The sequence below is a fragment of the Labrenzia sp. 5N genome (assembly GCF_012395805.1).
Classification (GTDB): domain Bacteria; phylum Pseudomonadota; class Alphaproteobacteria; order Rhizobiales; family Stappiaceae; genus Roseibium; species Roseibium algicola.
Map to the genome: position 1 here is coordinate 161,904 of NZ_JAAZTM010000017.1, position 14,740 is coordinate 176,643.

General features: G+C 58.3%; 16 protein-coding genes. 8 read left to right on the forward strand and 8 right to left on the reverse strand.

Features of this window, described 5'->3' with window-relative positions:
• Positions 1–2,142, reverse strand: coding sequence for an EAL domain-containing protein (locus HEP89_RS19345; RefSeq protein WP_077292645.1), 2,142 nt, complete (start codon positions 2,140–2,142; stop codon positions 1–3).
• 452 nt (positions 2,143–2,594) lie between these two features.
• Here HEP89_RS19345 and HEP89_RS19350 point away from each other — a divergent pair, with 452 nt between their 5' ends.
• Together HEP89_RS19350 and sfsA are read left to right on the forward strand one after the other, a co-directional pair.
• A complete protein-coding gene (locus HEP89_RS19350) occupies positions 2,595–4,019 on the forward strand; it encodes a TrkH family potassium uptake protein (RefSeq protein WP_023001064.1) in 1,425 nt (474 codons plus the stop codon).
• Positions 4,020–4,081: 62 nt separating this feature from the next.
• Positions 4,082–4,786, forward strand: coding sequence for a DNA/RNA nuclease SfsA (sfsA, locus tag HEP89_RS19355; RefSeq protein WP_062488489.1), 705 nt, complete (start codon positions 4,082–4,084; stop codon positions 4,784–4,786).
• A gap of 50 nt (positions 4,787–4,836) precedes the next feature.
• Here the strand turns inward: sfsA and HEP89_RS19360 are convergent, their stop codons facing one another.
• The 5 genes from HEP89_RS19360 to HEP89_RS19380 form a co-directional block, all read right to left on the reverse strand.
• Positions 4,837–5,517 carry a L,D-transpeptidase gene (locus HEP89_RS19360; RefSeq protein ID WP_197923252.1) on the reverse strand — a complete coding sequence of 227 codons (681 nt, stop codon included), beginning with the start codon at positions 5,515–5,517 and terminating at the stop codon, positions 4,837–4,839.
• A 247-nt stretch (positions 5,518–5,764) separates the two neighbouring features.
• Positions 5,765–6,274: a xanthine phosphoribosyltransferase gene (gene gpt, locus HEP89_RS19365; RefSeq protein WP_023001067.1), complete on the reverse strand. Its 510-nt coding sequence runs from the start codon at positions 6,272–6,274 to the stop codon at positions 5,765–5,767.
• 15 nt (positions 6,275–6,289) lie between these two features.
• The gene (locus HEP89_RS19370) at positions 6,290–7,033 is read right to left on the reverse strand and encodes a competence/damage-inducible protein A (RefSeq protein ID WP_077292646.1); all 744 of its coding nucleotides are present in this window, start codon (positions 7,031–7,033) and stop codon (positions 6,290–6,292) included.
• Positions 7,034–7,106: 73 nt separating this feature from the next.
• On the reverse strand, positions 7,107–8,309 hold the full coding sequence (locus HEP89_RS19375) for an FAD-dependent monooxygenase (RefSeq protein ID WP_077292647.1): 1,203 nt from the start codon (positions 8,307–8,309) through the stop codon (positions 7,107–7,109).
• Between the two features lie 15 nt (positions 8,310–8,324).
• The gene (locus HEP89_RS19380) at positions 8,325–8,570 is read right to left on the reverse strand and encodes a zinc-finger domain-containing protein (RefSeq protein ID WP_023001070.1); all 246 of its coding nucleotides are present in this window, start codon (positions 8,568–8,570) and stop codon (positions 8,325–8,327) included.
• 214 nt (positions 8,571–8,784) lie between these two features.
• Here HEP89_RS19380 and HEP89_RS19385 point away from each other — a divergent pair, with 214 nt between their 5' ends.
• On the forward strand, positions 8,785–9,540 hold the full coding sequence (locus HEP89_RS19385; protein ID WP_023001071.1) for an alpha/beta hydrolase: 756 nt from the start codon (positions 8,785–8,787) through the stop codon (positions 9,538–9,540).
• A 65-nt stretch (positions 9,541–9,605) separates the two neighbouring features.
• Positions 9,606–10,490, forward strand: coding sequence for an alpha/beta hydrolase (locus HEP89_RS19390; RefSeq protein ID WP_168692823.1), 885 nt, complete (start codon positions 9,606–9,608; stop codon positions 10,488–10,490).
• 131 nt (positions 10,491–10,621) lie between these two features.
• Here HEP89_RS19390 and HEP89_RS19395 read toward each other — a convergent pair whose 3' ends face one another.
• Positions 10,622–11,434: an enoyl-CoA hydratase gene (locus tag HEP89_RS19395; RefSeq protein WP_075282453.1), complete on the reverse strand. Its 813-nt coding sequence runs from the start codon at positions 11,432–11,434 to the stop codon at positions 10,622–10,624.
• A gap of 166 nt (positions 11,435–11,600) precedes the next feature.
• On the opposite strand from HEP89_RS19395, the gene cysE reads away from it, so the two are divergent.
• Together cysE and HEP89_RS19405 are read left to right on the forward strand one after the other, a co-directional pair.
• Positions 11,601–12,437 (forward strand): serine O-acetyltransferase, encoded by an 837-nt coding sequence (gene cysE / locus HEP89_RS19400; protein ID WP_023001074.1) that lies wholly within the window; start codon positions 11,601–11,603, stop codon positions 12,435–12,437.
• Between the two features lie 112 nt (positions 12,438–12,549).
• Positions 12,550–12,765 carry a DUF3126 family protein gene (locus HEP89_RS19405; protein WP_006940479.1) on the forward strand — a complete coding sequence of 72 codons (216 nt, stop codon included), beginning with the start codon at positions 12,550–12,552 and terminating at the stop codon, positions 12,763–12,765.
• Positions 12,766–12,851: 86 nt separating this feature from the next.
• Here the strand turns inward: HEP89_RS19405 and HEP89_RS19410 are convergent, their stop codons facing one another.
• The gene (locus tag HEP89_RS19410) at positions 12,852–13,481 is read right to left on the reverse strand and encodes a hypothetical protein (RefSeq protein ID WP_139314111.1); all 630 of its coding nucleotides are present in this window, start codon (positions 13,479–13,481) and stop codon (positions 12,852–12,854) included.
• A gap of 281 nt (positions 13,482–13,762) precedes the next feature.
• Between HEP89_RS19410 and HEP89_RS19415 the strand changes: the two genes are divergently transcribed.
• Positions 13,763–14,089 (forward strand): hypothetical protein, encoded by a 327-nt coding sequence (locus tag HEP89_RS19415; protein WP_023001076.1) that lies wholly within the window; start codon positions 13,763–13,765, stop codon positions 14,087–14,089.
• A 6-nt stretch (positions 14,090–14,095) separates the two neighbouring features.
• Positions 14,096–14,623, forward strand: coding sequence for a gamma carbonic anhydrase family protein (locus HEP89_RS19420; protein WP_023001077.1), 528 nt, complete (start codon positions 14,096–14,098; stop codon positions 14,621–14,623).
• Positions 14,624–14,740 lie beyond the last annotated feature (117 nt).

Genomic DNA, 14,740 nt, shown 5'->3' on the forward strand with positions numbered 1-14,740 from the left:
TCAAGCGCGTTTCTTGGAGGACTGGTCGGAACCGCTTGTGAGGCCGGACGCTTTCAAGGTCGCCCTGAAGCTCTGCAGCTGAGATTGAATGAGGTTTGCCGGTACGGCCGGGGAGCAATAATAACCCTGAAGACCGTCGCAGTGATGGGTCACTGTCAGCGCGAACTCTCCTGCAGTCTCGGCACCTTCCGCTATCACACGCAAGCCCAGGCTGCGTCCAAGCCGAACGATCGCCTCAAACAGCTGTTCGCGTTGCGGGTGCGTATCCGCCCCGGAAATGAAGGCTCGGTCGATCTTCAGCTCCTGGAATGGCAGCCGGTGCAGATAATTCAGGGAAGAGTAACCCGAGCCGAAATCGTCCAGGGAAAGTTGGACGCCAATCTGCTGAAGTTCTGAAAGGATGTTCAGAACCAGCTGTTCCCTGGTGTCGACAAAGACGTTTTCCGTCACTTCAAGACACAGATAGCTTGCAGGCAGGCCATAGTCGTTCAGGGTCTGGCGAACCGTGTCGGCAAAATTGGACTGGCGGAATTGAAGCGGTGATACGTTGATGGAAACCTGGCCGAACTCGAAACCGGCCTGCAGCCACTCTGCGGCCTGCTTGCACGCCGATTCCAGAACGTATTGGCCAAGGTCCAGGATAAGGCCGGTCTTTTCCGCAATCGGAATGAACTCTCCCGGCGGGATGAGGCCACGTTTTTCGTGTGGCCAACGGAGCAGGGCTTCCAGGCCAATGAGACGGCCGTCGGCAGGGCAAACCTGGGGCTGATAATGCAAGACAAGCTGGCGGGTCTGAAGTGCGGCCCGCAGCAGCGTCTCCGTGAGCATTTCACTCTGGACGCGGTCGTTCAGGGGCGGAGAGAAGAATTCGTATCGTGCGCCTGCGTTCCGCTTTGCTGCCCGCAAGGCAAGTCCTGCCATACGGTGAGCCGTTTCCGCGTCCTCTGCATCTTGCGGCAAAAGGGCTATGCCGATGCTTGGTTCTACACGGATTTCGCCTTCTTCCAGCTGGAAGGGGACGGACAGCATGTCGATTGCCTGCACCGCGTAGTCTTCTGCAATCGCGCCCTTGCTGTCAAAGGGCAGGAGAATGCAGAAATCGTCTGCCGAAATTCGAGCAATCTGCGCGCTCGGGCCGAAGATATTTGCAAGACGTGCGTAGGCCTGTAACAGGACCCGGTTACCTGCCTGCTGGCCGAAAGTGTCGTTCACCTTGGCAAAGCCATTGAAATCCAGATGGATCAGTGAGGCCGAATACGTGCCGGACCTTGCCCGTTGCAAGGCTTCGCTCAGGTCCGAGAAGTATCTGGCACGGTTGCCTGCGGTTGTTACGGGGTCCGTATAGGCAAGCTTGTGAAGTTTGTCCTGCAGGTCGGTGACCCTCTCCAGACCATGTGCCAGATCACCGATCTCGTCCCGCCGGTCTGTGAAGGGAATGCGTTTTGGTTGGGTGCCGGTGGCCAGTTCATCCGCTGTCTTTGCCAGGCGGCGCAGTGGCCGCAATTCGAAACGCAGGAACAATCCACCCACGAGGATGACAGCAAACAGGATGACAATGGCTGCAGAGGCCATGCGTGTCTTCAGTCGGTTTTCTGCCAATGTCAGGTCGTCTGCCCAGCCGACATCAACTGCGATTGCACCGACAAGCTTACCGCTATCAGTGACAATCGGCGTCATATAGGCGAGGCGGAACCTGCCCTGAACCGGAACATTGCCCGCATATGGCTGGCCTGCAGAAAGACTGGCAAATGCGGGGTGTCCTTCACTGATGGAAAAAGCCGGCGGGGGCTCACCCTTGGGGTGGCTGACGGTGGTGGCGAAGCGGTCGAAGGATCTGGTCTCGCTCGACCAGCTGAACAAATTCGCCGCGCCCTGATTGGTCTTGCCTATGGTTTCGATCAAGCCGTCCAGCTTTTCGCTCGGCTGGAGCAATTCTTTGGCAGAAGCTTCGGAAACGCGAATGACGATCGGCTCACCACTATCAGCGAAAACCGGATTGAAGCTTTCATTCGTGCCGTAATGCAGCATTGAAGCAGCGGTACGTGCGGCCCGGTCCAGCCTGATGGTGGCATTTTCCTGAGTGCTTCTGGACAAATCGAGATAGGCAAGCCCTGAGACCAGCCCGATGCTGCAAAGCACCATCACCACCAGGGTGAGGCTGATCCTGAATACAAGCGAATGTAGTCCGAGCCGTTCTATTGCACCAAATCCTTGTCAATTTCACGTATAGGAAGCTGGATTGGCAATTAGCACGTAAAAGTAATTCTTATTCGCTACGAAATCCTGAACAGGGCTAAAAAAATTGGCGGTTTCCCGCGCTGTTCCTGCGTAACGTGCCCGTGCACAGATGCCAATCAACTTCGCCAGGCGGTTCCAAAATGGAAGGACAAGCTCTATTGGCGGTGTGAGACATGCCTTTTGTTGACCAAGACCCGGATGGTCATCCCCGTCATCTTCCGGGGAACGCGCGCCAAAGCCATTGGAAAATCGGCAGAAAGGCGTTAGGACGAGTGGTTGGTGCGGCAATTCGCGGATCGGCCGACCGACACAGCGTTTTTCGGGAAGACTGATACTTGATTTCTCTCAGACCAGTTTTGAATGTTCTCGGATTTCTGTATGTCGGCCTGGCAACTGCCATGCTCATTCCCGCTATCGTGGACGTTGCCCAGAAAAATGCCGATTGGCAGGCCTTTGTCTTTTCCGCACTTCTGACCGGCATGATCGGCATGCTGTTGTCTCTTGCCGTCGGCGGATCGCTGCGCGAGGGACTGGACACACGGCAGACCTTCGTTCTCACGACGCTTGCTTGGACGACGTTGCCGGCCTTCGGCGCGCTGCCGTTCCTGTGGCTTGGCATCGGCTACGCGGATGCGGTGTTCGAGGCGGTATCCGGTTTCACCACCACGGGATCCACCGTTCTGACCGGCATCGACAGTCTGCCGCCGGGCCTCTTGGTCTGGCGTTCGCTGATGCAGTGGATGGGCGGCGTCGGTATCATCGTTATGGCCATCGTGCTGCTGCCGTTCCTGAGGATCGGGGGTATGCAGCTTTTCCAGAGCGAGAACTCCGACCGGTCCGAGAAGATTGTCAGCCGGTCGGTTGAACTGATCCGGTTGATCGGCCTTGCCTACCTGTTCCTGACATTCCTGTGCATCGTCGCCTATCTGGTCACGGGGATTGAGCTGTTCGATGCCTTCAATCACGCCCTGACCACGATCGCGACGGGCGGTTTTTCCACCCATGATCAATCCTTCGGCTATTTCACCAATCCGGCCTCGGGTTGGGTTGCGATCGTTTTCATGATCATCGGTGCCTTGCCGTTCGTGCTGATCGTCCAGGCCTTGCGCGGTCATCCGCTGCAGCTCTGGCGAGATCCGCAGGTGAGGGCATTGTTGGGGTTTCTAGCAGTCGTGGCTTTGACGCTGACGGTCTATCTCGGCCTCAACATGCACTTTCCCTTCGATGAAGCGCTGTTGAGGGCCACCTTCAACGTGGTTTCCATCGTGACAGGAACCGGATATGCGCTGGGCGACTATTCGCAATGGGGCGCGCCGGTCGTCGGGATCGCGTTGCTGCTTATGTTCGTTGGGGGGTGTACCGGTTCAACGACCGGCGGCATCAAGATTTTCCGCTTCCTGGTCTTCTTCGGTACCGTCCGCGCGCATCTGCGCCGCATGGTGCGTCCGCACCGGATCATGTCGGAAGAGTACGGCGGAACAAGATTGACGCCTGAACTGTCCTTCTCGGTTCTGGCCTTCCTTGTTGTCTACATGGGGTCGGTGGGCATCATCACCGTTGCCTTGTCCTTCTTCGATCTGGATCTGGTTACCGCCATTTCCGCCGCGGCAACATCCGTGGGCAACGTCGGTCCGGGCCTGGGGCCGGTCATCGGCCCGGCAGGGCATTTTGCTCCGCTGCCGGATGGCGCCAAGTGGCTGTTGTCCTTTGCCATGCTGGTCGGCCGCCTTGAGCTGTTCACAATCCTGGTTCTTCTTGATCCGGATTTCTGGTCAAAGTGACCTTTAAGCTCACCTGAACGAACGGGGCCGTCCGGCCCTGATCTGCACGAGAGAGATCTGCCATGAAGTTTTCCGCGCCCCTTGTCAGTGGCCGTCTGGTCAAGCGCTACAAGCGTTTCCTTGCCGATGTTCTTCTGGACGACAATGGCGGTGCGATCACGGCCCATTGCGCCAACCCGGGCTCGATGCTCGGCTTGAAGGAGCCGGGATCTCGTGTCTGGCTGTCGGCTTCGGACAACCCGAAACGCAAGCTCAAGTATTCCTGGGAAGTGATCGAGGCCGACGGGGCTCTGGTCGGCATCAACACTGCGCATCCCAACAAGCTGGTGGAAGAAGCGTTGGAGGCAGGGCGTATTGCCGGACTTACAGGCTATCAGACGCTGCGCCGTGAAGTGAAATACGGCAAGAACTCACGTATCGACATTCTGCTGGAAGGTGCAGACGGCGCGAAGACCTACGTGGAAGTGAAGAACGTCCACCTGATGCGTGAGGCAGGACTTGCTGAATTTCCGGACAGTGTCACTGCCCGCGGGGCCAAGCATCTTGTGGAACTGGGCGACATGGTGGCCGAGGGACACCGTGCGGCAATGGTGTTTCTGGTCCAGCGGCCCGATTGCAGCCGGATGAGCCTTGCGGACGACATCGACCCTGCCTATGCAGCCGCCTTTGCCGAGGCCAGACGCGCCGGAGTGGAAGCCTTTGCAATCGGCTGCGATGTCCGGCTGGACGGCATTGATGCAGTCAAGCCGGTCGAAATCATCGCCTGAGCGAAGCCAAGCCAAACCAAGCCAAGTCAAGCCAAATTGGGCGGCAGCTGTTACGCCTGCCGCACGACAATCGGCGTGCCGTTTGGCACACGGTTATAAAGATCGATAATGTCCTGCTGGAGCAGGCGCACGCAGCCGGACGACACGGCCTTGCCAATGGACAAGGTTTCCGACGTGCCGTGCAGGCGGTAGAGCGTGTCGCGATTGCCTTCAAAAATATAAAGTGCTCGCGCACCCAGCGGGTTGTCGAGTCCCGGCGGCATGCCGTTCCTGTATTTCTCCAGTTCTGGCTGACGGTCGATCATTTCAGCCGGCGGCGTCCACTTGGGCCAGGCCGCCTTGCGTGCGATGCGTGCACGGCCACCCCAGGCGAATCCTTCCCGGCCGATCCCGACGCCATACCGCATTGCCTGGCCGCCCTCCATGGTCAGGTAGAGAAACCGGTTGGGCGTATCGACGATGATCGTGCCCGCTGGTTCGGGAGCGGCATAGGTGACCAGTTGGCGGTAGTAGACCGGATCGATCTTCGACAGATCCACGGCCGGAATAGGGTAGGGCTCTTCCGGCATTGCCCGGTACATCTGAAGGTACTCGGGCGAGATGCGCACAGCTCTTCCCAGACCATCGGCTGGGTAGCCAGGTCCTGCAATTTGTCCGGTTCTTTGGCTGGATACGCAACCGGTCACAAGAGCGGCAGCAGCGGAGGCGAGGAACAAACGTCTGTTGAGCATTCCGTTTTCCGAAATAGGCTTTCGTAGCGTGTAACGACCATGTTTTCGGAGAGGAAACGCATGACAGGCGACAAAGTTCTGATTTGCCGAATTTTTGTTTCGGCGAGCCGAGAGATCTGGCCGGAATGACTTGACGGCAGACGCAAAAAGACCGGCCAAACGCCATGTCTGACCGGTCGATTGTCGATTTACAAACAGGGTTCCAGCCGAAACGTGGCAGGACCTTCAAGAGTTTGCGAAGTCTGGATCAGCCCGCGGTTTCTTTCGAAAGCGGCGGCTGGAATTGCCAGCCCATGTCCCAGGGGAAATAGATCCAGGTGTCCTGCGATACTTCAGTGATGAAGGTATCGACCATGGGCACGCCAACCGGCTTTGCGTAAACAGTCGCGTAGTGCGCCTTCGGCAGCATTTCGCGAACCACTTTCAGGGTCTTGCCGGTGTCGACCAGATCGTCGATCACCAGAACACCGCTGCCTTCACCGTCTTCCAGGTCGATGACCTTCGGGTCGATCGGCTTGATGACCTTGAGCGAACCCTGGCTGTCGTAGTCGTGATAAGACGCAATGCAGACGGTTTCGATGGTTCGGATGCCAAGCTCACGCGCAACGATCCCGGCCGGTACCAGTCCGCCACGGGTGATGCAGACGATCGCCTTCCATTCGCCTTCGCTAGAAAGGCGCCAGGCAAGTGCGCGGGAATCTCTGTGAAACATGTCCCAGGAAACGGGGAATGCTTTGTCTTGGGCTGGGTTTTCCATTTCTAGTCCTTCAGATTATCCCGACAGGTCGGCGACAGCTTCCGCGACATCCCTGACCGCGGCCATCAGTATCGCCTCGTCCCGCGAGCGGATCACGATTTGTGTGGTGAACTTGCCGTCCGTCGCTCTCGGATAAGAGCCAATCAAGGTTTGCGGATGCGCGTCCTGAATGGCAGCGAGGCGCTCGGCGATGCGGCTTTCAGGCATGTCTGCGGCAACGGTTTCCGACAGCATCTTCTTGCCAGTCTTCAGCGAAGGCGCAAGCGCGTCCATCATCGCCTGCATGATCGACGGCACGCCTGCCATCACGTGGACGTTCTCGATCCGGAAACCCGGTGCCTTCGAAACCTTGTTTTCGATGAGGTCCGCGCCTTGGGGGATTCGTGCCATCCGCTGGCGAGCCGGGGTGAATTGGCCCGGCGGGTAGTGGGGTTCCATGATTGCGACAGCGCGCGGATCAAGGTTCAGCGCAACACCAAAGGCGTCGGCGATGCTTTCGGCCGTGATGTCGTCGTGTGTCGGGCCAATGCCGCCGGACGTGAACACGTAGTCGTAGCGCGCCCGCAGCGCATTGACGGCACCGATGATTTCCGGCTTTTCGTCCGGAACAATGCGCACTTCCTTCAGGTCAATGCCAAGCGCAGTCAGGTAGTCGGCGAGGAAGCCGATGTTCTTGTCCTTCGTGCGGCCGGACAGGATCTCATCCCCGATGACCAGAAACGCAGCGGTTACAACGTCATCTGCCCTCTGACCGGTCATCTTCACACTCCCTGACACATGGATGGGGATTGGCTTTATCCCAGCTTGACGCCGGGCTCAAGCGAAAGCGGGTCTATTGCCCGGGGGTCCAGCCATAAATATCGTCAAACCTGGCAGCCAGGCTGGTTGGTTTCGACAGGCGCAAAACGGTGTCGCGGGCGAAGGCCATCGCGCCACCATAGTGGAATGTGCGGGCATTTCTGAAAGAAATACCCTGAATGTGCTGTACCCGTTGTTTGCGTTGCCGCTCAAACGCCCTGAAGGCAGCGGGGATGTTTTCGACATCCTGTGGCATATGCTCAGCCAGGATCGCTGCGTCCTCGATAGACATTGCCGCCCCCTGCGCCATGAACGGCAGCATCGCATGGGCGGCATCACCGATCAGCGCAATATTGCCATGAGTCCAGGGGCCTCCAGCGTCCACACTGCACAGGGCCCATTTCAACCAGGCGTCAGGGATCGTGAGAAGATTGCGAACTTCGGTTGGCCAATCCCGAAAAATCTTCAGAAGGGTTTCCTTGTTGGCCTTTGCAGACCAGGTCTCGTCCTCCCAGGCCTCTTCGACCAGCCCGACGATGTTCAGTTCCCGACCGCCACGAACCGGGTAATGCACCAGATGGGCGCTCTTGTGGAACCAGAGGCCGGCATCGCGGCGCCAGCGCTCGGGCACCGCATCGATCGGGACCGTGGCCCTGTAGGCGACCTGGCCGCTGTAATGAGCGTCTTCATGTCCGGGAATGAGCCGCCTGGTCCTGGACCAGACCCCATCAGCGCCAATGAGAGCCCTGCAACGAAGTTTTCCCGAGATCTCATTGTCCTGGAACACGCAGGTCAGGTGCTCGTAGGGCGAGGATTCCAGATCGATAACTTCGCTTGAAAGGCGGAGGGAAATACCGTCACTGGCCTGGACCTTCTCCAGAAGCACGCGCTGGAGATCTGCCCGGTGGATTTCCCAGAAAGGATAGCCGTGTCGCTCCTTCAGGAAAGTGCCCATCGTCACCCTGGCGAGCTCTTCGCCGGATTTTGCCGAGCAGATTTTCACAAAATCCGGGGCATAGGCATGTGGGGTGAGGTCTTCCAGCAAGCCAAGCTGATCGAGTACCGAGCAGGCGTTGGGAGAAAGCTGAAGGCCGGCGCCAACTTCCGAAAGTTGCCGAGCCCTGTCCATGAGGACAATTTCATGCCCTTGAGCATGCAGGCAAAGGGCGGCCGTTAGACCGCCAATCCCTGCGCCGGCAATAATGATCGGAAGACCGGTCTCACCATTCGTGCTCATGGACAGACCAATAAATTACGCCGCTACAGGCGTCCAGGTGCAGTCTGAAGGCGAGGATTCGGTTGCCTGCAGTGTCTTGTCGAACTTGTAGAGCGTGGAGCAATAGGGGCAGACCACTTCGTTCTCACTACCCATGTCGAGGAAGACATGGGGATGATCAAACGGAGGATTTGCGCCGATGCACATGAATTCCCGTGCGCCGATCGCCACCGAATCGTGTCCGCTGGAGTTCTGGAAATGCGGGACGACATGATCCGCCATGTTGAAATTCCTCTGTCTCTAAAGGGTTGGACCCCGATAGCAAATTTTCCGGACCATATCCATTTGTAAAATATATGGGTAGACCCGGAATCTGCGATCCACAACCGCAGCAAGGCTCCACCTGGAGCCGGAAATGGGCTTTACCTTCGCTGCCCAAACCCCTTACTCTACCGTGAAATTGTGTTTTCCGTTTACGTAAGGGTTAATGTCTTAGATGCCTCAGTTCGAGTTCGATGGTGTTAGGATCGCCTATGAGGATAAAGGTGAGGGGGACCCGATCCTGCTGATCCACGGGTTCGCGTCCAACAAGCAGGTGAACTGGCAGTATCCCGGTTGGGTCGATTTGCTGGTCGGCGACGGCAGGCGCGTGATTACCATCGACAATCGCGGCCACGGCGACAGTCAGAAATTCTACGACCCGGCAGCTTATGGTGCACCGGTGATGGCGGAAGATGCCAAACGCCTGCTCGACCATCTTGATATCGAGCGTGCCGATGTCATGGGCTACTCGATGGGCGCAAGAATCTCGGCATTCCTGACCCTCAATCACCCGGGCAGGGTGCGCCGTGCGATCTTCAGCGGTCTGGGCTACGGCATGATTTCCGGCATCGGAGATCCGGAACCGATTGCGACAGCCCTTGAGACCGACCGCATCCAGGACATTTCCGATCGCACCGGACGCGCCTTCAGGGCCTTTGCGGAGCAGACAGGGTCCGATCGCCGGGCGCTGGCGGCCTGCATGCGCTCCTCGCGGCAGAAAATCAGCGAGGAAGACGTCGCGCGCATTGAACGTCCGGTGTTGATTGCTGTCGGTACGAAGGACGATATCGCCGGGTCACCGCAAAAGCTGGCGGCCTTGATTCCGCATGCGGAAGTTCTGGAGATCCCGGGCCGAGATCACATGGTTGCGGTGGGCGACAAGGTGCACAAGCAGGGCGTTCTGGCGTTCCTGAACAACATTGAAGCGTAAGGCCTGACGCCACCGGAGGCGCAAGCCGCGCTGTGGTGTGCTGATCGGGTATCGAGGGAGGTTGCATGGGTCCGAAGCGTGTTGAATTCCAGGGCGCGGAAAAGAACGGTCTGGTGGCGGATCGCTACGGGGTAGGGGACTTGCCTGTGATCATGCTCCACGGCGGCGGCCAGACCCGGCATTCGTGGGACGGTGCTGCACGCAGGATCGCGGATCTCGGGCACCCGGTCTATTCACTGGACCAGCGCGGACATGGCGAAAGCGATTGGGTTGCCTCGGGAAACTATACATTCGACGATTTCGCCAGGGATCTCGTGGCTGTCACCAGTCAGGTTGAGGCCTTGCACAAGGCGAACCCGGTTGTCGTTGGTGCGTCGCTTGGCGGCTTTGCCGGTATGCTGGCGGAGGGACAGGAAAACAGGGGCGGTCTTTCCGCGCTGGTTCTGGTGGACATCACGCCGCGGATCGACATGGGAGGTGTCGCCAAGATCCTGGGCTTCATGGGAGACAGGGTCGATGACGGCTTTGCCGATGTGGAGGAGGCCGCTGATGCGATCGCCCGCTATCTGCCCAACCGCTCGCGGCCCAAGGACCTGTCCGGCCTCTCAAAGAACCTTCGCCTCCATGCAGATGGCCGCTACCGCTGGCACTGGGACCCGGCTTTCCTGAAGTCAAAGCATCATCAGGACGAAGACAGGGCGGTGGAGTCGCAAGAGCGCATGCTGGCTGCGGCGGGCAATCTTTCCGTGCCTGTTCTCCTGATCCGGGGGCAGAACTCCGAATTGGTGTCCATGGACCATGTTCGCGAGTTCCAGGCGCTGGTGCCTCACTCGAAATTCACCGATATCCGAGATGCCGGACACATGGTTGCCGGTGATCGCAACGACGTTTTTGCCGGAGCGGTAGAGGACTTCCTGATCGCACTCAAAACCGATCCCGCAATGGCCTGAGGCAGGTATGCCGACAAGTCGTCGTGACGTGTTCGGGCGTTCGCTGCGAAGTGAAAACGGGAGTCGTTTCAACTTGCTGGCAGAAGTGGTTGAGAGGTTGATTCAGCTTCGGGGCTTGGCTTGCGATCTTGTCAGACGCCAGTGAACACCGGCGATCTCTTTTCCAGAAAGGCCCTGCAGCCTTCGCGGTAGTCGGCACTGTCGATACAGACCTGCGCATTTGCAAGGTCAGCCGTTGCGTCCGCCTGACTGCCGGGCTGGGCGAGGCGATTGATGGCTTGCTTGGCTGCCTTCAGTGACAAAGGCGCATTGGCGCAGAGTGCCTTGCTCAGCGCGTTGATGTGCTGGTTCAGATCCATGTCATCCACCACTTCATTGACAAGGCCCATGTCCAGCGCCTTTTCGGCCGTCAGGCGCTCGGCCGAAAACAGCAATCTCTTGGCGTTGGATGGTGAAACGGCCTCCAGCAGGTCCCCGAGCGCTTCGGGCGGATAGGCAAGACCGAGTCTCGCTGCAGGAATGGCGAAAAAGGCCGAACGGGCCGCGATGCGCAGATCGCAGGCGAGCGCGAGGCCCAGGCCGCCGCCAAGGCAGGGGCCTTCAATTGCCGCAATGACCGGGACAGGCAGCGCCTTAAGCGCCTTGAAGGCGGCAACATTTATGTCGTCGTATCTCTTGGCGGCTTCCGGCGTCGAGCGGATGGCTTCGAATTCCGATATGTCAGCGCCCGCGCAAAAGCTCTTGCCACCGGCACCGCGCACGATGCAGACGCGCAGGTCCGGATCCCGTGCCAGCTCTGCCAGAAGACCGGGAATTGCCTGCCATGCGGCAAGAGGCAGCGCGTTTTTTCTGTCGGGTGCATTCAACACAAGCTCTGCAATCTGACCGTTGCGGATCACCATCGGGTTGCCGGAAGGGGCTGATTGGGACGTTTGTGTTGGCATGATTTAACCTCAAATTGCGATTTCAGTTAGCAAGATGCTGAAAATCTTCAGGTATCGGGGTTCATTCGAAACGGTCATATCTGATATCAGGAAGTTTGATTTGGGAATATCAGACGACAGTCCTATTTTAAGGACCACTCGTGACGGCTTGAAAAGGAGACAGGCCATGTCGGCACCGATCAGCAAGACCGGTTTGAAAGAAGTTCCGACCCATGATCCGGTCTGGCATCAACTGAGGGATGAAGCACAAGCGATGGTCGCGGCAGAGCCGGCCCTGTCGTCCTTCGTCTACGAAACGGTTCTGAACCATGACAGCCTGGAAGAGGCCGTCGTTCATCGCCTTGGCGACCGGCTGGGCCGGGACATTGTTTCCGCATCATTGATCCGGCAAACCTATCTTGAAGCCCTGGCAGACGAGCCGGAGCTGGCAAAGATTTTCAGGGTCGACATCGTTGCCGTCTTCGACCGCGATCCGGCATGCTTCCGTTTCCTGGAGCCGGTCCTTTACTTCAAGGGCTTCCATGGCCTGCAGACGCACCGGCTGGCAAACTGGCTGTGGCGCCGTGGCCGGAAGGATTTTGCCCTTTATCTGCAAAGCCGCAGCTCGGAAGTTTTTCAGATCGACATCCATCCGGCAGTTCCTGTCGGGCGCGGTATCTTCATCGACCACGGTACCGGCATTGTGGTTGGCGGAACCGCGGTGATCGAGGACGATGTCTCGATCCTGCAGGGCGTCACCCTTGGCGGCACCGGCAAGGAAGATGGCGACCGCCATCCGAAGATCCGCCGCGGTGTCTTGCTGGGGGCGGGAGCCAAGGTGCTCGGCAACCTGGAAATCGGACATTGCTCGCGCATTGCCTCGGGGTCCGTGGTGCTTCAGGACGTGCCTGCAAACACGACGGTTGCCGGGGTTCCGGCCAAGATCGTCGGCAAGGCAGGGTGCGCAGAACCGGCCCGCAGCATGAATCAGCTGCTCGGTGAAGACGCCGGCCAGACGAATTGAAATTCCGGTTTCAGGAAGACGGGGAAAGCTTGCGGAAAGGCTTTGGCATTTCCGTTGGCTCCTGTAGGGTCCGCGCCAGATTGATGCTGAAGGCAAAGAACAGGAGAGCGCCGTGAAACCCGATGAAATCCGAAAGATCGAAGCCTATCTGCGTTCGAAGTTCGAGAACAAGACCATCAAGGTGCAGGCCCGCCCGCGCAAGGACGACTCTGCTGAAGTTTACATCGGTGATGAATTCATCGGTGTCATCTTCCGGGACGATGAGGATGAAGATCTGAGCTGGAACTTCCAGATGGCAATCCTTGAAATTGATCTGGACGAAGTCTGAGTTTCAGACTTTTCGATCGTAAAGTGAAAAGGCGGCTCCCCTGGTGAGCCGCCTTTTTCATTTCTCCGCCATTCGCTCAAGTCAGGTCATTGCATTCGGTAACCTTCGATGCTGGCAACGATGTCGCCGTCGAGACGGCGCCAGTCCGGCAGCAGCGATTGATCGAAGCTGTAGCGCAGCTCCAGACCCGAGGCGAACACGATGGCACGGTGGCAACCGGCTTTTCCGGAAGTGCTGTCTTTGCGGCATCGTGCGATGAAGCCGTTTTGAACGGTTGGATCGTAGACGATGAGATCCGTCGCAGGCGCGCCACGCGCCGACAATTTCAGCACCTTCAGTCCAGAAGGCCCCTTCATCTCGCCGCCGCGTGCAAGACGCCTGTAGAACGGATCAAGCCTTGCCCGCAGGCTTTCCCGGCCGGGATTGCTCTCAAGGTCAACTTGGATCGTCGCAGGGGTGTCCCATCCCGTATCGTTGTTCTTGGTGGCGCTGGAAGACCAGTGCAGGTTCAGGCGAAGTGTTTCAAACGCGGCTTCGGAACCAAGGGCCTGCCGTTTCTGCGAAGCCGTCGCGATCAGGTTCAGGGGAAGCTCAAAGCGGGTCGTGCCAACCGCAAAGCGGACGGGCTGGTCCTGTCTGATGCCTGCCTCCATCGGCCAGCCGGATGACCAGGAGTAGATCTTCCCGCCAACATGAGCCGTGCCCAATACACACATTGCCAACGCCAGCCAGGTGAAGTGGCGGGGATCGGTTCTGATCGGGCCTGGCAAGGAGACAGGTATCACGACTTCAGTCCCTTGATTGGCTGTGCACATATATGGGACAGGTTGTCCTGAAACGGCACAGGTGTCCCGCTTGGGGAAGGCGTTGACACTGCTGGAGTGGCTCAATTGAGGGGATTTCGCTCATTTGCCGTTCCGGCACAGTCTTTGCTCTTGACCCTTTACGAATTCTTAATCACTTTCCGTGCGAAAGAGTTAACAAGGGGTTAACGGGCGTGCTGTTCAATCTTCTAATCGTTGGATATATCGCATGCGCCGGATTTGTTGCGTCCGGTGTGCTGGGCAGCCTTTATCAGCTGATCACGAAGCAGCCGCCGAAGTTCGCCTTTGACGGAGAGGGCATCCTGTCGTTTATCGCCGGCGTTTTTGTCTGCGTGTTCGCTGGACCCTTCATCATCATGCGCAATGCCATTCGCGGACGCAGGATCGAAAAGCGGCCGTTGGGCTGGCTGGTCGCGTCTTCGACGATTGCCGGCATGTGGAGCATGTGTTCCGGTGTTATGGTGATCAACGTTGCCCTGATCATGATTGGTTACACCTGAGGTCTCATGCCGGTCTTTGCTCTTGATGGACGTACGCCTGTTTTTCCGGAAAACGGGGAATATTGGATCGCACCGAATGCGACGCTGATTGGCGATATCATTCTGCAGGAAGCTGCAAGCGTCTGGTTCAACGCGGTCCTGCGTGGCGATAACGAGCCGATTACCGTCGGCATGCGCTCCAACGTCCAGGACGGCTGCGTGTTTCATACGGACATGGGTTACCCGCTGACCATCGGCGCAAACTGCACGATCGGCCACAAGGCAATCCTGCATGGCTGTACGATCAAGGACAATTCGCTGGTCGGGATGGGCGCGACAATTCTGAACGGCGCTGTCATCGGCTCCAACTGTATCATTGGTGCCAATGCCCTTATTGCCGAAGGCAAGGAAATTCCGGACAATTCTCTTGTGGTGGGCGTGCCCGGAAAGGTCGTGAAAACGTTGCCGCTGGAAGCTGCGAACGGGATTGCGAATTCCGCTGACGGATATGTGCGCAACTGGCGGCGCTTCAAGGCCGGCCTGCGGGAACTCTGACCCGCTTTGATCTTGACCCATTCGACCTGATCCCGATTGAGCTGGGCCTGAAAAGGCGGGAACCGGCCTGCGGGGGGCGGGCCGGTTCCCTGGATCCGGTCGTGGTAGGGATGGGGA